Origin of the sequence: Roseococcus microcysteis, from assembly GCF_014764365.1 — a bacterium.
GTDB lineage: Bacteria > Pseudomonadota > Alphaproteobacteria > Acetobacterales > Acetobacteraceae > Roseococcus > Roseococcus microcysteis.
Genome location: NZ_CP061718.1, coordinates 3,603,062 through 3,619,003, shown reverse-complemented (window position 1 = coordinate 3,619,003; position 15,942 = coordinate 3,603,062). Strand labels below are relative to the sequence as shown.

Annotated in this window: 16 protein-coding genes; 7 read left to right on the top strand and 9 right to left on the bottom strand. The window is 71.4% G+C overall.

Going from position 1 to position 15,942, the window contains the following annotated elements:
* Positions 1-16 precede the first annotated feature (16 nt).
* Entirely contained in the window at positions 17-2,893 is a 2,877-nt protein-coding gene (locus ICW72_RS17445; RefSeq protein ID WP_191083866.1) for a 2-oxoglutarate dehydrogenase E1 component, read from the bottom strand.
* A 181-nt stretch (positions 2,894-3,074) separates the two neighbouring features.
* Between ICW72_RS17445 and ICW72_RS17440 the strand changes: the two genes are divergently transcribed.
* Together ICW72_RS17440 and ICW72_RS17435 are read left to right on the top strand one after the other, a co-directional pair.
* Positions 3,075-3,278 (top strand): hypothetical protein, encoded by a 204-nt coding sequence (locus ICW72_RS17440; RefSeq protein ID WP_191083865.1) that lies wholly within the window; start codon positions 3,075-3,077, stop codon positions 3,276-3,278.
* Positions 3,275-3,559, top strand: a complete 285-nt coding sequence (locus ICW72_RS17435) for a type II toxin-antitoxin system RelE/ParE family toxin (RefSeq protein ID WP_191083864.1) — start codon at positions 3,275-3,277, stop codon at positions 3,557-3,559. Before ICW72_RS17440 ends, ICW72_RS17435 begins: the two co-directional genes overlap by 4 nt.
* 6 nt (positions 3,560-3,565) lie before the next feature.
* On the opposite strand, the gene ICW72_RS17430 is transcribed toward ICW72_RS17435, so the two are convergent.
* From ICW72_RS17430 to zapE, 7 genes are all read right to left on the bottom strand, one after another.
* Complete coding sequence (locus ICW72_RS17430) at positions 3,566-4,294, bottom strand: hypothetical protein (protein ID WP_191083863.1); 729 nt, start codon at positions 4,292-4,294, stop codon at positions 3,566-3,568.
* 92 nt (positions 4,295-4,386) lie between these two features.
* Positions 4,387-5,283, bottom strand: coding sequence for a succinate--CoA ligase subunit alpha (gene sucD / locus ICW72_RS17425; protein ID WP_191083862.1), 897 nt, complete (start codon positions 5,281-5,283; stop codon positions 4,387-4,389).
* A gap of 3 nt (positions 5,284-5,286) precedes the next feature.
* Complete coding sequence (sucC, locus tag ICW72_RS17420; protein WP_191083861.1) at positions 5,287-6,483, bottom strand: ADP-forming succinate--CoA ligase subunit beta; 1,197 nt, start codon at positions 6,481-6,483, stop codon at positions 5,287-5,289.
* Positions 6,484-6,499: 16 nt separating this feature from the next.
* A complete protein-coding gene (locus ICW72_RS17415) occupies positions 6,500-7,237 on the bottom strand; it encodes a metallophosphoesterase family protein (protein ID WP_191083860.1) in 738 nt (245 codons plus the stop codon).
* A gap of 9 nt (positions 7,238-7,246) precedes the next feature.
* Entirely contained in the window at positions 7,247-8,200 is a 954-nt protein-coding gene (gene mdh, locus ICW72_RS17410; protein WP_191083859.1) for a malate dehydrogenase, read from the bottom strand.
* A 91-nt stretch (positions 8,201-8,291) separates the two neighbouring features.
* On the bottom strand, positions 8,292-8,831 hold the full coding sequence (locus ICW72_RS17405) for a hypothetical protein (protein ID WP_191083858.1): 540 nt from the start codon (positions 8,829-8,831) through the stop codon (positions 8,292-8,294).
* A gap of 83 nt (positions 8,832-8,914) precedes the next feature.
* Positions 8,915-10,084: a cell division protein ZapE gene (zapE, locus tag ICW72_RS17400; protein WP_191083857.1), complete on the bottom strand. Its 1,170-nt coding sequence runs from the start codon at positions 10,082-10,084 to the stop codon at positions 8,915-8,917.
* A gap of 180 nt (positions 10,085-10,264) precedes the next feature.
* Between zapE and ICW72_RS17395 the strand changes: the two genes are divergently transcribed.
* From ICW72_RS17395 to ICW72_RS17380, 5 genes are all read left to right on the top strand, one after another.
* Positions 10,265-11,293 (top strand): aspartate-semialdehyde dehydrogenase, encoded by a 1,029-nt coding sequence (locus tag ICW72_RS17395; RefSeq protein ID WP_191083856.1) that lies wholly within the window; start codon positions 10,265-10,267, stop codon positions 11,291-11,293.
* A 64-nt stretch (positions 11,294-11,357) separates the two neighbouring features.
* Entirely contained in the window at positions 11,358-12,719 is a 1,362-nt protein-coding gene (locus ICW72_RS17390) for a hypothetical protein (RefSeq protein WP_191083855.1), read from the top strand.
* The gene (locus ICW72_RS20800) at positions 12,716-13,318 is read left to right on the top strand and encodes a hypothetical protein (RefSeq protein ID WP_223880660.1); all 603 of its coding nucleotides are present in this window, start codon (positions 12,716-12,718) and stop codon (positions 13,316-13,318) included. Before ICW72_RS17390 ends, ICW72_RS20800 begins: the two co-directional genes overlap by 4 nt.
* Positions 13,315-14,271 (top strand): peptidoglycan-binding protein, encoded by a 957-nt coding sequence (locus ICW72_RS17385; RefSeq protein ID WP_223880659.1) that lies wholly within the window; start codon positions 13,315-13,317, stop codon positions 14,269-14,271. Before ICW72_RS20800 ends, ICW72_RS17385 begins: the two co-directional genes overlap by 4 nt.
* Before the next feature lie 147 nt (positions 14,272-14,418).
* Positions 14,419-15,354, top strand: coding sequence for a LysR family transcriptional regulator (locus ICW72_RS17380; RefSeq protein WP_191083853.1), 936 nt, complete (start codon positions 14,419-14,421; stop codon positions 15,352-15,354).
* A gap of 153 nt (positions 15,355-15,507) precedes the next feature.
* Here ICW72_RS17380 and ICW72_RS17375 read toward each other — a convergent pair whose 3' ends face one another.
* Positions 15,508-15,846 (bottom strand): hypothetical protein, encoded by a 339-nt coding sequence (locus tag ICW72_RS17375; RefSeq protein ID WP_191083852.1) that lies wholly within the window; start codon positions 15,844-15,846, stop codon positions 15,508-15,510.
* Positions 15,847-15,942: the final 96 nt, after the last annotated feature.

Genomic DNA, 15,942 nt, shown 5'->3' with positions numbered 1-15,942 from the left:
GTCGAAATCCGCGGTGTCAGACCGCCAATGCCGTGCGAACGAGCGTCTCCTGCTCGGCCGCGTGCACCTTCGCCAGGCCCGTGGCGGGGCTCGCCGCCCCGGTCCGGCCCACGAAGCGGGGGCGCTTCGCGGCGATGTCCAGCCCGGCCAGCACGCCCTCGATCCGCCGGTCCACGAAGGACCAGGCGCCCATGTTCTCGGGCTCCTCCTGGCACCACACCACCTCGGCATTGCGATAGGCGCCGATGGCGGAGGCCAGGCTGCGCTCCGGGAAGGGATAGACCTGTTCCAGCCGCACCAGGGCCACGTCGTCGCGGCCCTGCTCGCGCCGGGCTTCCAGCAGGTCGTAATAGACCTTGCCGGTGCAGAGCACGACGCGCTTCACCTTCTCCTCCGGGGCGATCGCGTCGGTCTCGGGGATGACGTAGCGGAAGGCGCTGCCGGGGCCGAACTCGGCCAGGCTACTGACGGCCAGCTTGTGCCGCAGCAGCGACTTCGGCGTCATCACCACCAGCGGCTTGCGGTAATTGGCCTTCAGCTGGCGGCGCAGCGCGTGGAAGTAGTTGGCGGGCGTGGTGAAGTTGCACACCCGCATGTTCCGCTCGGCGCAGAGCTGGAGGTAGCGCTCCAGCCGCGCGGAGGAATGCTCCGGCCCCTGCCCCTCATAGCCATGCGGCAGCAGCATCACGAGGCCGGACATGCGCAGCCACTTCGTCTCGCCGGAGGCGATGAACTGGTCGATGATGACCTGCGCGCCATTGGCGAAGTCACCGAACTGCGCCTCCCACAGCACCAGGGTGCGCGGGTCCGCCAGCGAATAGCCGTAGTCGAAGCCCAGCACGCCCGCCTCGGAGAGCAGGGAGTTGAAGGCCTCGAATTTGGGCTGCCCCTCGCGGATGTGGTTCAGCGGCGCGTATTCCTGCTGATTCGCCTGGTCCACCAGCACGCAATGGCGGTGGCTGAACGTGCCGCGCTGCACATCCTCGCCCGAAAGGCGCACCCGGTGCCCTTCCAGCAGCAGGGTGCCGAAGGCCAGCGCCTCGCCCGTCGCCCAGTCGAGGCCCTCGCCGCTCTCGATGGCCTGCTTCTTGGCTTCGAGCTGGCGGGCGATCTTGGGGTTGAGGTTGAAATCGCCGGGCACGCGGCACAGTGCGCCGCCCACCTCGCGCAGCGTGTCGAGGCCGACGGCGGTCTCGTGCAGCTGCTCGGTCTCGGCGCCCGAGGCCACGGGCTTGAGGCCGGCCCAATGCCCCTCCAGCCAGTCCGCCTTGTTGGGCTTGAAGCTGGCGGCGGCTTCGAAGGCCTTTTCCAGCTCGGCGTTGAAGGCGTCCTGGATGGACTTCGCCTCCTCGGCCGGGACGCTGCCCTCGGCGGCCAGGCGCTCGGCATAGAGCGTCCGTGTCGTCTTCATCTCGCGGATGCGCTTGTACATGCTGGGCTGGGTGAAGGCGGGCTCGTCGCTCTCATTGTGGCCGTGGCGGCGGTAGCAGACGATGTCCAGCACGATATCCGACTGGAAGCGCATGCGGAATTCGGCGCACATCTGGGCGCACCAGACCACGGCCTCGGGGTCGTCGCCGTTCACGTGCAGGATGGGCGCCTGGATCGCCTTCGCCACATCGGTGCAGTAGAGGCCCGAATAGGCATGGGCCGGCACGGTGGTGAAGCCGATCTGGTTGTTGGTCACGATATGGACCGTGCCGCCGGTGCGGTAGCCGATGAGCTGGCTCATCGCCAGCGTCTCATAGACCAGGCCCTGGCCCGCGAAGGCCGCGTCGCCATGCAGCAGGATGCCCATGACCGAGGTGCGGGTCTTCACATCGCCCGCCATGTCCTGCCGCGCGCGCACCTTGCCGGCGACGACGGGGTTCACGGCTTCCAGATGCGACGGGTTGGGCTGGAGCGAGAGGTGCACCATCCGCCCATTGATCTCGATGTCGGTCGAGGTGCCGAGGTGGTACTTCACATCGCCCGAGCCCTGCACGTCGTCGGGCTTGAAGCTGCTGCCCTTGAACTCGGCGAAGACCTGCGTGTAGGGCTTCTTCACCACGTTCACGAGCATGTTCAGCCGGCCGCGATGCGCCATGCCGATGGCGATCTCGTTGCAGCCCTGGCCCGCCGCGGTCTCGATCACGGCCTGCACGGCGGGGATGGTGCTCTCGCCGCCCTCCAGGCCGAAGCGCTTGGTGCCGACATATTTCTTGGCGCAGAAGGCCTCGAAGCCCTCGGCCTCGGTCAGCTGGGTCAGGATCTTGCGCTTGGCGGCGGCGTCGAAGCCCTTCACCCAGGGCGCGCCCTCGACGCGCTGCTGGATCCAGGACTTCTGGTCCGGGTCCTGGATGTGCATGAACTCGACGCCGATCGGGCCGCAATAGGTGGCCCGCACCCGCTCCATGATCTCGCGGATGGTGGCCGTCTCCAGCCCCAGCACGCGGTCAATGAAGATGCGCCGGTCCAGGTCGGCGTCGGTGAAGCCCCAGAAGGCGGGCGAGAGTTCCGGGTGGGCCGGCGGCGTCTGCAGGCCCAGCGGGTCCAGCTTCGCCTCCAGATGCCCGCGCACCCGGTAGGAGCGGATGAGCATCAGCGCGCGGATGCTGTCCAGCACGGCGCGGCGCGTCTCTTCGGGGTCCGTCGCACGCGCGGCGGGGGCGGTGCCCTTCTTCGCGGGCGGGGCCTCCTCGGCCGGGGCGAAGCCGCCGCGCGGCCGTGGCGCCCAGGACGCGCCCTGCGCATCGCCCAGCACCGCCCGCGCGTCATCATTCAGCGTGGCGAAGAGCTCGGCGAAGGAGGGGTCCACGCTGGCGGGGTTCTCGACCCAGCGGGCATAGAGATCAGCGAGGAAGGCGGCATTCGCCCCATTCATCGCGCTGGCGAGGATATCCACACCGGCCATTCTTGTTTCACGAACGCACCTTCCGGCGGTCCGCCCTTCCTGAATTTCTGCGGCTGCGCCGCCGGAAACTCATCCTGCGGCGCGTGGTGTTAACATACCGATGATGGCGCCATTGCGGCACCCCCCTTGGACAGGGAAGATGGCGGAAAACCGCCATGCTGCGCCGCAAAACAAAGCAGGCGTGACGCCCTTTGCCCGCCCGCGCTATGCTCGGTTGATGGACGAGACGGATGATGCGCTGGAACGCCGCCTTCTGGCCGCGGCGGTGGCCGAGGCCGAGGCGGCGCCCGCCAGCGCCGACACGCCGCAGGCCCTGGTGCGCGAACGCCTGATCCTCATCCGCGACAGGCTGCAGGCACGGCTCGGCCGGCCGGGGGCGCCATGAGCGGCGAGTTGCCCGTCCATTGGTCCCCCGCGGCCCTGCGCGACCTGGATGGGGTTCTGGAATACCTCACCGCCCAAAACCCGCTGGCCGCCGAGCGCCTGGTGGAGGAAATCCTGGAAGCCAGCGACAGCCTCGCCACCCTCGCCCATCGCGGCAAGCCCGGCCGGGTGCCCGGCACCCGCGAGATGCTGACGGACCGGCCCTATGTGCTGGTCTATCGCGTGGAGGAGGGCCAGGGCGTGCGCGTGCTGCGCCTGTGGCACGCCGCCATCATCCGCTGAGAGGGCCTATTCCAGCGACTGCGTGGAATAGGCGCGCAAGGACATCGCCGGCCCCGGCGCCCTCGTCGCGGCGATGGTGAGGCTGGCATAGCCATGCCGCAGCACCAGGCCGGTGGCGACATCCAGCGCAAAACGCCCAGCGGCCGTGAGCTCCAGGGGGCGCCCCGGCCGCAACTCGCCCGTGGCGCGCAGCGTGCAGGCGGCCTGCACCACCGGGCGGCCGGCAATGGTGCCGGTGCCCTCGGGCCGGCAGGCGAATCCTCCGCCCTCCACCCGCAGCCCCTCCTCGATCTCGCCGAGCGGAAGATCCATCACGAATTCCTCGCCCGGCGCCACGCGGAAGGCTTCCACCGCATGCGCCCGGATCATGGCGCGGAGGACGGCGCGCAACCGGCCCACCATCTCCGGCGGCGGCGCGGGCAGGCCCTCGGGCACGGTGAAATCCGCGGGGCCGACTTGGCCCGCGGCATCGCGCGTCAGGGTGAAGGTGACGCCGATGCCATTCTGCAAGGGGCCCGTCGAGAAAGTGAGGTGCCAGACATCGCCCTGCTCGCGCGCCTCTGTCACCTGAAGGCAGGACGGATCATTGGCCGGATACTCACGGCCATCGGGCACCAGCATCATCCGGCGCACGCAGAGCCGGGTGAACGGCCCCCATCCCGCGCCGCCCACCGCGACCGGGGCGGTCAGTGGCGCGAGCGGCCCGTCCAGCGTGACGGCGGGCGCGCGCGCCATGAGTTCGGCGGGGCTTTCGGCCCGCGCCGATGGGCCCGCCGCCAGGACCAGCGCCGCCAGCAGCGGCCACCAGCGCGGGCGGCGGAGCGGCCTCAGCGCCCGAGCGCCTTGACCATGGTGGAGCCGAGCGAGGCCGGGCTGTCGGCGATGTGGATGCCCACCGCCGCCATGGCCTCCATCTTCGCCGCCGCCGTGTCCTTGCCGCCCGAGATCACGGCGCCGGCATGGCCCATGCGCCGGCCCGGAGGGGCCGTGGCACCGGCGATGAAGCCCACCACCGGCTTGTTGGGCTTGCCGGGGCCGAAATTCTCGCGCGCCAGGAATTCGGCGGCCTGGATTTCGGACTGCCCGCCGATCTCACCGATCATGATGATGGACTTGGTCTCGTCGTCCTTCAGGAACAGTTCCAGGACGTCAATGAAGTCCATGCCCTTCACCGGGTCGCCGCCGATGCCCACGCAGGAGGACTGGCCGAGGCCGGCCGCCGTGGTCTGCGCCACCGCCTCATAGGTCAGCGTGCCCGAGCGGGAGACGATGCCCACCGAACCGCGGCGGTGGATGTGGCCCGGCATGATGCCGATCTTGCAGGCGTCGGGCGTGATGACGCCGGGGCAGTTCGGGCCCACCAGCAGCGACTTGCTGCTCTGCAGGGCGCGCTTCACCCGCACCATGTCCAGCACCGGGATGCCCTCGGTGATGCAGATCACCAGCGGGATCTCGGCGTCCAGCGCCTCCAGGATGGAGTCCGCCGCGAAGGGCGCGGGCACGTAGATCACGCTGGCGTTGGCGCCGGTCGCTTCCTTGCACTCGGCGACCGTGTTGAACACCGGCAGGTTCAGCGTGGGGTGCATGGTGCCGCCCTTGCCGGGGGTCACGCCGCCGACATAGGTGCTGCCATAGGCGATGCCCTGGCTGGCGTGGAAGGTGCCCTGCGCGCCGGTGAAGCCCTGCGTCATCACGCGCGTGTTCTTGTCAACGAGAATGGCCATGGTTCAGGCGCCCTTCTTCACGGCGGCAACCGCCTTCTGTGCGGCATCGGCGAGGTTGTCGGCGGCGATGATGGCCAGCCCCGACTCCGCCAGGATCTTCTTGCCCAGCTCGACATTCGTGCCCTCGAGCCGCACCACCAGCGGCACCGAGAGCTTGAGGTTCTTCGACGCCTCCACGATGCCGTTCGCGATCATGTCGCACTTGGCGATGCCGCCGAAGATGTTGACGAGGATGGCCTTCACATTCGCGTCGGAGGTGATGATGCGGAAGGCCTGCGTCACCCGCGCGCTGTCCGCCGTGCCGCCCACGTCGAGGAAGTTCGCGGGGCTGGAGCCGTAGAGCTTGATGATGTCCATCGTCGCCATGGCCAGGCCCGCGCCATTCACCATGCAGCCGATCTCGCCATCGAGCGCCACGTAGTTCAGGTCGTTCTGGACGGCGTCCAGCTCCTTCGGGTCCATCTCCGTGTCGTCGCGCAGCGCCTCGAGGTCTTTGTGGCGGTACAGCGCGCTGTCATCGAAGCTGACCTTGGCGTCCAGCGCCACCACATCGCCGCCCTTGGTGACGACCAGCGGGTTGATCTCGACGATGGCGCAGTCGAGCTCGACGAAGGCCTTGTACATGGCCTCCACGAACTTCACGAAGCTGCCGACCTGCTTGCCCTCGAGGCCCAGGCCGAAGGCCAGCTTGCGGCCATGCCAGCCGGAGACGCCCGTCGCCGGGTCCACATCCACCTTCAGGATCTTCTCGGGGTTGTGGGCCGCCACTTCCTCGATCTCGATGCCGCCCTCGGTGCTCGCCATGATGACGATGCGCGAGCAGTCGCGGTCCACCAGCAGCGAGAGATACAGCTCACGCGCGATGTCGCAGCCCGCCTCGACATAGACGCGGCTGACCAGCTTGCCCTCGGGCCCGGTCTGCTTCGTGACCAGGGTGGAGCCGATCATGGCCGCCGCCGCCGCCTTCACCTCGGCCGCCGACTTGGCCAGGCGCACGCCGCCCTTGCCGTCGGGGTCGTTGGTGAAGCGGCCGGCGCCGCGGCCGCCCGCATGGATCTGGCTCTTCACCACATAGATGGGGCCGGGCAGCTTGCCGGCGGCGGCCTCGGCCTCCTCCGGCGTCCAGGCCACATGGCCGTCCAGCACCGCGACGCCGTAGCGGCGGAGCAGTTCCTTCGCCTGGTATTCGTGGATGTTCATCTGCTTTGTTCCAACCTCAGCTCAGATTGCCATGGGTGAGGGCCTGGGCCCAATCGTCGCGGCCATGGCGCGCGGCTTCCGCCGCCGCCGCGTGCCAGTCATAGGGGATGGCATGGAATTCCACCCGCCATTCGCCGCGCGCCTGCTCCAACAGGGCGAAGCGGGCATGCGGGCTGCCGGCCTCCATGCGGTGCGGCCAGGGCGCGGTGTCGGTGTAGCCCGGCTGGCCCACGCTGCCCGGGTTCACCACCAGCCGCCCATCGGGCAGCGTGAGCATCCGGGCGCGGTGGGTGTGGGCGGTCAGCACCAGCGTCTCGCCCGCGGGCGCGGGCAGCAGCGCGGCGACACCCGCGGGGGCACGCTCCCGCACGCCGGCTTCCGTGACCTCGTGCAGCACATAGGTCAGGTCATCCTCGGGCAGCGCATGCATGGCGAGGATGCCGCCATCGCGCCACGCCATCGGCCGCGCCAGCAAGGCCGCGCGTTGGGACGCCGAAAGCCGCGCATGGGCGAAGGCATCGGTGGCGCCCATCCCTTCGGGGCTGTCCGCCGCCACCCAGCGGTCATGGTTGCCGCGCAACGCCACGGCATCGAGGCCCGCCAGCATCTCGAAACACTCGGCGGGCCAGAGCGGGCCGCTGACGGCGTCGCCCAGTTCGATCACCAGATCCGGCGCGGCCGCCGCGATCGCCTCCAGCACGGCCGCCAAGGCGAGGCGGTTTCCGTGCACATCCGCGATGACGGCGAGCCGCATCCGTCCTCCTCAGACGCCGAGCTTCTTGAAGTCCTCGATCAGCTTCTTCACCGCGTCGCAGGACTTGTCGAAGGCGGCCTTCTCCTCGGCGGTGAACTGCACCTCGACGATCTTCTCGACGCCATTGCCGCCGATCACGACCGGCACGCCGACATAGAAGTCGTTCTGGCCATATTCGCCGTTCAGCAGCACGGCGCAGGGCAGCACGCGCTTCTTGTCGAGCAGGTAGCTCTCGGCCATGGCGATGGCGGAAGCGGCGGGGGCGTAGAAGGCCGAGCCACGCTCCAGCAGCTTCACGATCTCGCCGCCGCCATTGGCCGTGCGGGTGACGATCGCGTCGATCTTCTCCTGCGTGGTCCAGCCCATCTTCACGAGGTCCGGCACCGGGATGCCGGCGACCGTGGAGTAGCGCGTGAGCGGCACCATGGTGTCACCATGGCCGCCAAGCACGAAGGCCGTCACATCCTCGACCGAGACGTTGAATTCCTGCGCCAGGAAGAGGCGGAAGCGCGCGCTGTCCAGCACGCCCGCCATGCCCACCACCTTCTCGGGCGGCAGGCCGGAGCGCTGCTGCAGCACCCACACCATGACGTCGAGCGGATTGGTGATGCAGATGACGAAGGCGTTGGGGGCGTATTGCTTGATGCCCTCGGCCACCTGGCCGATCACGCCCGCATTCTTCGTCAGCAGGTCGTCGCGGGTCATGCCCGGCATGCGGGGGAAGCCCGCCGTCACGATGACCACGTCGGCGCCTTCGATGGCGCTGTAGTCGCCCGTGCCGACCATATGGCTGTCGAAGCCATCCACCGGGCCCGACTGCATGATGTCGAGCGCCTTGCCGGCGGCGACGCCGGGGAACACGTCGAACATCACCACATCGCCAAGCTGCTTCAGCCCGATGAGATGGGCGAGCGTGCCGCCGATGTTGCCGGCGCCGATGAGGGCGATTTTCTTGCGGGCCATGGATTTCCCTTTGGCTTGCCTTCCAGAGGGACGCAGAGTTACTCCGCCGCCCGCCCTGCGGCAACCCGCGCCGCGGGCCGCCCGATATACGTCAGAGCGGGACGCAGCGGGTGATGTCGCTATGGCCGATGGCGTTGGTCGCCATGGTGCCCTCGGGGCAGGCGCGCTGGTTCATGGCCGCTGGGGCCAGACCGCCGGTCCAGCGGTAGGAGGCATTGGCCGTCTGGGTGCAGACGCGGCGGCCATTGCGGGTGGTGCAGCGCTGGGCGGCCGCCTGCCGGCCGGAGGCGTCGGGCCGCGCGGCATTGCGCGGCGCGCTGTAGGGAACGGCCGCGGCGGGGCGCGGCGCGGCGCGCTGGCCGGAAGCCGGGCGCTGGGCGGGCCGCGCGGAGGCGGGGCGGGTCGCGGCGGGGCGGTTCGCCGTGCGGGTCGCCGTCCGTGCGGCGGGGCGGTTCGCGGCGGGGCGGCTCGCGGCCGCCGGGCGGGCGCCGGTCGGGCGCGTGGCGGCCGGGCGGGCGGCGGCACGGTTGGCGGGTGGGCGGTTGGCGGCGGTGGCGGCGGGGCGCTGGTTCTGTGCCCCGGTGCGGGTCTGGCCCTGTGCCTCCGGCACCACCGGCGTGAAGGTCAGCATGAACGCGCCCAGAAGGCCCACCATAAGAAGCCGCATAAAACCCCCGATCCCCGGAATTATCCCTGGGCGAAGGCGTAAGCCAGTCAGGGCAGGTGTGGCAAGGCCAAATACTCGGGGCTCTGCATCTCCATCAGGCGCGACGCGGTGCGCTCGAACATTGCCGCATTTTCGCCTTTTTCATAGAGCTGGTCCGGCCCCGCCGCCGCCGATGCCAGAAGCTTGCAGCGGTGTTCATACAGCGCGTCGATCAGCGTGATGAAGCGCCGCGCCCGGTCGAAATTGTCGGGGCCGAGACGCGGCACCTCGTCCAGCACCAGGGTGTGGAAATGCCGCGCGAGGCAGAGGTAGTCCGCGGGCCCCAGCGCCTTGCCGCACAGCGCCTCGAAGCCCGCGCGGGCGACACCGCCCGCGGCCTCCGGCACCTCCAGCGTGTGGCCCAGCACCGTCAGCGTCAGGGGCGCGCCGCGCGCCTGGCCCGTCAGGTCACGGAAGGCGGTGTCCAGCGCGCGCTCGGCCCTGCCATCGGCCGGGTGGTGCCAGGAGGGCAGGCCGCGCATCCGCTCGCGCCGGTAATCCTGCAGCGATTCGAGTTCCAGCACCTCCACCCGCTGCTCGATCAGCGCGATGAAGGGCAGGAAGGCGTCGCGGCCGGGCTTGCCCTTGAACAGATCCTTGGGCGCGGTGTTGGAGGTGGCGACCACCACGACGCCGCGGGCGAACAGCGCCTCGAACAGCCGGCCCAGGATCATGGCGTCGGTGACGTCATGCACCTGGAATTCGTCGAAGCAGAGCAGCGCCGCCTCGGCCGCGATGCTGTCGGCCAGCGGCGGGATGGGGTCGTTGCCATCCGGGTTGGCGCGCTTCCAGGCATGGATGCGCTGGTGCGCCTGCTGCATGAAGTCGTGGAAGTGGATGCGGCGCTTGCGCGGCACCTGGGCCGTCTCGAAGAAGAGGTCCATCAGCATGGACTTCCCGCGCCCCACCTGGCCCACCAGGTAGAGCCCCTCCGGCGTGCCGGACGGCGCCGCCAGGTCGCCGGAGCCCTTCCGCGCACCGAACAGCTTGCCCAGCAGGCCGCGCGGCGCGGCGCGGGGCACGGCGGGCGCGGGGTCATAGCCGCGCATGCGCTGCCAGAGCCCTTGCAGCACCTCGGCCGCATGGGCCTGCGCCGGATCAGGGCGGAGCACGCCTTCGGCCACGCGGGCGCGGTAGGCGGGCAAGGGACCTTCGTTCAACCTTGTGACACCATCCATTTGGGTTGGTTCCTAGCGTCTGATCGGCTTCGGTGGAATCGCCGAAGCCGTGAATCAGCCGCGCAGCAAAGGTAAAGCGTGAGCAACGACAGTTGCTCAGGCTGTAGACCCGGATGCGCCATCGCTCAACGTGGCCCGGGCGTGTATGCAACGTCCGGCAGCTTGAAGAAGAGGCACGGCATGGCATTCCGGGTGGCGGTGGCGGGGGCGAACACGCTGGCGGGGCGCGAGGCGCTGCGGGCACTGGCGGCGAACGACTTCCCGGTGGCGGAGGTGACGGGCCTCGGCACCGGGCGCAGCGCGGGCCAGGAGGTCAGCTTCGGCGAGGACCGCGTGCTGCGCCTGCGCGCCCTGGAGGGCTTCGATTTCGCGGGCCATGACCTCGTGATCCTGGCGCTGGGCGAGGCCGAATCCCGCACCCATGCCCCCCGCGCCACCGCCGCCGGCGCCTGGGTGGTGGACCTCAGCCCCGCCTTCCGGCTGGAGCCGGGCGTCGCGCTGGTCGTGCCCGAGGTGAATGCCGCGGCCCTGGAGCGCAACAAGCGCAAACGGATCGTGGCCTGCCCCTCCCCCTCCGCCACCTTCGCGGCGCTGGCCGCCGCACCCCTGGCCGCGCTGGCGCCACTGCTGCGGGTGAATGTGGTGAGCCTGCAGCCCGCCTCGGGCGCCGGCAAGGAGGGCATGGACGAGCTGTTCGCCCAGACGCGGGCCAGCTTCGTGAACGACATCCCGGCGCCGCAGCATTTCCCCAAACCCATCGCCTTCAACCTGCTGCCCCAGACCAGCGCCTTCGCGGAAGACGGCGCCACCCGCGACGAAGCCCTGCTGCCGCTGGAACTGCGCAAGATCCTGGGGCCGGACCTCAAGGCCATGGCCACCTGCCTGCGCGCGCCCGTCTTCGTGGGCGAGGCGCTGGTGCTGCAACTGGAATTCGCCGAGGCGGTGGGCCTGGGCGAAGCGCGCGCCGCGCTGCGCAACGCGCCCGGCCTCTCCTTCTTCGACACGCGCGAGGAGGGTGGCTACCCGACGCCCCTCGACGTGGCGGGGGAGGAGGAGGTCAGCGTCTCGCGGCTGCGGCGGGATGGGTCGGTGCCGCATGGGCTGTCGCTCTTCGTGGTGGGCGACAACCTCCGCAAGGGCGGAGGCTTGGGCGCGGCGCAGGTGGCGGAGGAATTGCGGCGGCTGGGATGGCTGGGATCCGTCAAATAGGATAATATTCTTGCAATAAGAAAAAATATCTGGCACATCCGGGACCCATGCAGGAGGTCCCCCCGTGCCGCCCTTCCTCGCCACCCCCCTCACCCTTCTCCTCGGCGCCCTCGCCCTCCTGCTGCCCTTGCTGCTGGCCCGTGCGGCCGGGCTGCGGCTGGAGGGCGCGCTGGCCGCGCCGGCCAACCTCGTCGCGCTGCTGGTCTTCGCGGTCGGCATCGGCTTCGCCGCCTTCCTCTGGTGGCTCGCCTCCCGCTCCTTCGCCCTGCTGCGCGACCCGGCCACCACCCCCACCCAGATCGCCGCCCTGCGCGACCTGCCGATGGGCCTGCCGGAGGGCACGGTGCGGGCGCTGCTCGCGCTCATCGTCGGCATCATCGGCCTGCCGCTGCTGCTGTTCAGCCAGGCGCTGGCGCTCAATGACGCGGTGGCGGGCTATGTGAACGGCATCATCGCCGGCGTCTTCGGCTATTACTTCGGCGCCCGCTCCACCACGCCCGACGCCCAGACCACCCGCCGCCTCACCGAGGCCCTGGCGACGGAGCAGCGCCAGAACCTGGCCCTGCGCGAGGCACCGGACCCTGCGCGGGTCGAAGGCATGGCCGCGCAGCTCGAACGCCAGCTGGGCGTGGCGCGCACCATCCTGACGCAGCTTGGCCCCGCACTCCCGGCCGGCATCCTCCCTCCCCAGGCCGCCACGATGATCGAGGCCGCCGAGCGCGCGCTGGGCGCCGCCCGCACAACAGGGAACGCGACCGAGGCGGGGCTCCAGGCCGCGCTCGGCGCGCTGACCGGGGCGGGCGGGCCCTTCGCCGCCCTGCTGCGCGCCGCCGCCCCCGCCCTGCCGCTGGCCGCCGGTGGCCCGCTCGGCGCCGCCGCGCTTGTGCTGGGCGTGGGCTGGAACCTGGGCGCCGGCGCCTGGCGCCGTTTCCGCGCGCGGCTGCTGGAGGCGCCCCTCGACCCCGCGCTGTTCGAACCGGGCGCCATCACCCCTGCCTCGGCCGAGCTGCGCCTGGCCCAGGCGCCCATCTTCGCGCGACTCTTCACGCGGAGGCTGGAGGAACCCGGCTTCCTCGCCACCCTGCTCGACCACTGCCTGCGCCCCGACGCGGCGGCCCTGCTCTGGGCGCGCTACCCGGGCTTCGCCAACCCGGAGGAGGCCGCCCAGGGCCTGGCGGAATTCCGCGCCGCCCTGCTGGACGAGGCGGTGGCGCGCGATGTCACACCCGAGGCTCTCGCCCGTGCCGCGTCGGGGCTGAGCGCGGCCACCCCCGCCCTGCGCGCCGCCCCCGACGCCACGCTGCTGACGCCCGTCGCGGCCCCGCCCGAGGCGCGCGCCGCGCTGGAAGGGCTGACGCTGCTGCTCGCGCAACTGCGCGAGACCGACACCGACCCCCTGCCCCTGCTCGCGGAGATCACCCCATGAGCCGAATTCTGCCCCTGCTGGCACTGCTGGCCGGCTGCGCCCCCCTGGCCACGGCGCTGGACCCGCCGCTGGGCCAGCTCGCCCGTTGGGAGGGGGCCTCCGATGCGGCCATCGCCGCCGAGCCTGTCGCCTGCCCGCCCGGCCATGCCGCCTGCGCCCGGCTGCACGCCCGCCGCGCCGAGGCCTGTATGCGCCTCGCCATGGACAGCCGCGCGCCTGGCGCCGCCTGCCCGGGTTCCGTCGCGCATCTGGACTGCGCGGCCCAGGGCTATGCCGCCGCCCGCGCGCTGGCGCCCCATCCGGCGCTGGCCCAGGGCGAGGCCCAGGCGCGCCTCTGCCACGCGGCCTTCCTGCCCCGCGCAGAAGCCGCCGCCGAGGCCGCCCGCGCGCGCGACGCCGCCTCCGCCGCGCCCGTCGAATCCCGCGGATGGCTGCGCGCCCGCGCCGCGCTGGTCTTGTCGCATCCGGCGATAGGAAATTTGTCCGCAAACTGTGCCGCCGCCCGGGCGGGCCTGGCCGAAGCCCCGCCCGGCAGCGCGGAGGCGCGCGACCTCGCCGCCCGAATCGCCACCCTGCCCAGCTGCGGAGACGCACCATGAACGTCATGCTGATCCAGCCCCTCGCCTTCACCCTGCCGATGATGCGCGGCGAGGTGGTGCGCGAGGCGCAGCTCGCCCTGCTGCGGACCGGGCTGAACCCGGGCGAGCCCGATGGCATCTATGGCCCCATGACGGCCGAGGCGGTGCGCCGCTTCCAGCGCCGCGAGGGGCTGCCGGTGGATGGCGTGCTGTCCGGCCCCGCCTGGGCGCGGCTGATGCAGGCCCCCGCCCTGCGGCGCGAACATCCTTGGCAGGCCGCGCTGCGGCCCTTCCTGCCGGCGCTCATCACCTTTCACGGCCCACCGGTGGGCGCGGGGCAACGGCGCTGGCGGCTGGTCCGCGGCGGCGTGCAGGTCGAGGGCGAGCCGAGCCCGCGCCGCAACGCCAATCCCCGCGCCGCCGCCACCGCCTGGGCCCGGCACCGGGCCGCGCTGGAGGCCGCGGCCCTGCGCACCGCCACGCCGGTGGACCTGCTGCTGGCGACCGCGCTGGTCGAATCGGGCGGCCGGGCCGAGGCGGTGCGGGAAGAGCCGGGCTTCGTCTCGGACGCCGCCACGCCGCACCGCGTTTCGCCCGGGCTGATGCAGACGCTGATCTCGACGGCGCGCGAGGCCCTGGCCGACCCCACGCTGGACCGCGCGCGCCTGCTGGACCCCGCCACCTCCGCCCTGGCGGGCGCCGCCTATATCCAGCGCCAGGCCACGCGCGGGCGGCTTCCCACGGGCTATGACCCGCCGCTGGTCGCCATCGCCTACAATGCCGGCAGCCTGCGGCCGGCCTCCTCGGACCCGAACTGGGGCCTGGTGCAGACGCGCCGGGGCGATGGCTGGCACGCGGATGCCTTCTGCGCCTTCCTGGGCGACGCCCATGCGTCCTTCGCGGCCGGAGACGCGCCGGGGGCCGAGACACCCAGCCTCTGGGCGCTGCTGGAGGGCGAGGCGCCCGCTGCCTGAGGCCCGGGCCGGATTGCCGTGGGGGCACCCCAGCCCCCCGGCCGTCGCGCCCCTGTCACATCTCCCGTTGGGGTTCACCAAACCTTACATGGAGGGCTCTCACACGGGCCGGCACCTTTCGCGCCGCCCTCGGACCGATGGAACAACATGCTGGAATGGGATGACCTGCGGACTTTCCTGGCAGTGGCCCGCCACGGCAGCCTCTCCGCCGCCGCGCGGGCGCTGAAGGTGACGCAGACGACCATGGGCCGGCGCCTCGAAGGCCTGCATGAGCGGTCGGGCGCGCGACTGCTGCAACGCACGCCGCAGGGCTTCATCCTGACCCCGGCGGGCGAGGAGGTGATGGGCGCGGTCGAGCGCATGGAGGAGGAGGCGCTGCGCGTGGAGCGGCGCATCACCGGCCAGGACAGCCGCCTGGAAGGGCTGGTGCGGGTGACGGCGGTGGAGGCGCTGGGCAGCCGCGTGCTCACGCCCATCCTGGCGCAGCTCCATGTCCGCCACCCCGAAATCCTGGTGGAGCTCAGCGCGCAAAGCCGACCCGTCAGCCTGGCGCGGCGGGAGACCGACATCGCGGTGCGCATCGGCGCCTTCACCGAGCCCGATGTGGTGGCGCGCCGTGCCGGGGAGATCGAGCTGTGCGCCTATGCCGCGACCTCCTACCTGGAGGCGCGCGGCCTGCCCGATTTCGCCACCGGCGCGCCGGGACACGCCCGGCTGGTCTTCGCCCCTCCCGAGGATGCGCGGCCCGACATGTCGCGGCCCGGGCAGGATTGGCTCACGGGTCTGATGCACGCCGCGGCGGTGGGTTTCACCTCCAACTCGCACGAGGCGCTGTTGCAGGCGGCGCTGGGGGGCATGGGTGTCGCGGCCCTGCCGCGCGGCATGGGCGATGGTGCCATGGCGCGGAGCGAGGCCCAGCCGGGGCCAACCCTGGTGCGGCTGGAGACACCCTCCGCCGCGCCGCGCGTGGGCATCTGGATCGGCCTGCACGAGGACACCCGCCACACACCGCGCATCCGCGTGGTGGCGGATGCGCTGCATGAGGGGTTGCAGGCGGTGGGGGCGCAGCTGGCTGGGGCTTAGAGCATGCTGCGTTCACATGCGTTCACGCAGCATGCTTCAGCGTCTGGTCGGCTTCGGCGAAATCGCCAAAGTCGTGAAGCAGCCGCCGGGGCTGAGCCACAGCGTGATCAGGGAGGGTGGATCACGCTGTAGCCACGCCCGCCGCCGGAGATCTCAGTTCCGGCTCAACAGGCCCGCCAGACGCGGGGACGTGGCGGCCTCGGGGGCGACGAAGGTGATCGTCCGCGTCTCACCCTGGTCCACCATCACCGGCACGAGGCCATCGGTGCGCCGCTGCACCTGGGCGTCATCCGTGTAGCGGATGCTGGGCGAGGGGCCGCTGAAGGTCACGACGGTGCCACCGCCGCCCACGATGTTGCCCTGCGCCGCGGGGCCGTACTCGATGGTCATGTCCTCGCCGCTGCCCACCTGGCGCGGATAATCGGCGGCCTGGGCCAGGACGGGGGCGCCCAGCAGCAGGGCGGCGGCGATCAGGTTGCGGGTGGTGTTCATCTTCAACTTCCTTCCGATCTGCGCGGCGGCGATGGCCTCCGCTGATGGAAGGAAGATGCTCCCCGACCCCGTCCCGGCCCATTCCAAGGCTTCGTG

Bases quoted from the DNA above. Each gene is read 5' to 3' on its own strand.
- sucD (WP_191083862.1), bottom strand. From the start codon at position 5,283: ATGGCCATTCTCGTTGACAAGAACACGCGCGTGATGACGCAGGGCTTC.
- ICW72_RS17415 (WP_191083860.1), bottom strand. From the start codon at position 7,237: ATGCGGCTCGCCGTCATCGCGGATGTGCACGGAAACCGCCTCGCCTTG.
- ICW72_RS17385 (WP_223880659.1), top strand. From the start codon at position 13,315: ATGAACGTCATGCTGATCCAGCCCCTCGCCTTCACCCTGCCGATGATG.
- mdh (WP_191083859.1), bottom strand. From the start codon at position 8,200: ATGGCCCGCAAGAAAATCGCCCTCATCGGCGCCGGCAACATCGGCGGC.
- ICW72_RS17435 (WP_191083864.1), top strand. From the start codon at position 3,275: ATGAGCGGCGAGTTGCCCGTCCATTGGTCCCCCGCGGCCCTGCGCGAC.
- ICW72_RS17380 (WP_191083853.1), top strand. From the start codon at position 14,419: ATGCTGGAATGGGATGACCTGCGGACTTTCCTGGCAGTGGCCCGCCAC.
- sucC (WP_191083861.1), bottom strand. From the start codon at position 6,483: ATGAACATCCACGAATACCAGGCGAAGGAACTGCTCCGCCGCTACGGC.
- ICW72_RS17430 (WP_191083863.1), bottom strand. From the start codon at position 4,294: ATGGCGCGCGCGCCCGCCGTCACGCTGGACGGGCCGCTCGCGCCACTG.
- ICW72_RS17395 (WP_191083856.1), top strand. From the start codon at position 10,265: ATGGCATTCCGGGTGGCGGTGGCGGGGGCGAACACGCTGGCGGGGCGC.
- ICW72_RS20800 (WP_223880660.1), top strand. From the start codon at position 12,716: ATGAGCCGAATTCTGCCCCTGCTGGCACTGCTGGCCGGCTGCGCCCCC.
- ICW72_RS17405 (WP_191083858.1), bottom strand. From the start codon at position 8,831: ATGCTGACCTTCACGCCGGTGGTGCCGGAGGCACAGGGCCAGACCCGC.
- zapE (WP_191083857.1), bottom strand. From the start codon at position 10,084: ATGGATGGTGTCACAAGGTTGAACGAAGGTCCCTTGCCCGCCTACCGC.
- ICW72_RS17445 (WP_191083866.1), bottom strand. From the start codon at position 2,893: ATGGCCGGTGTGGATATCCTCGCCAGCGCGATGAATGGGGCGAATGCC.
- ICW72_RS17375 (WP_191083852.1), bottom strand. From the start codon at position 15,846: ATGAACACCACCCGCAACCTGATCGCCGCCGCCCTGCTGCTGGGCGCC.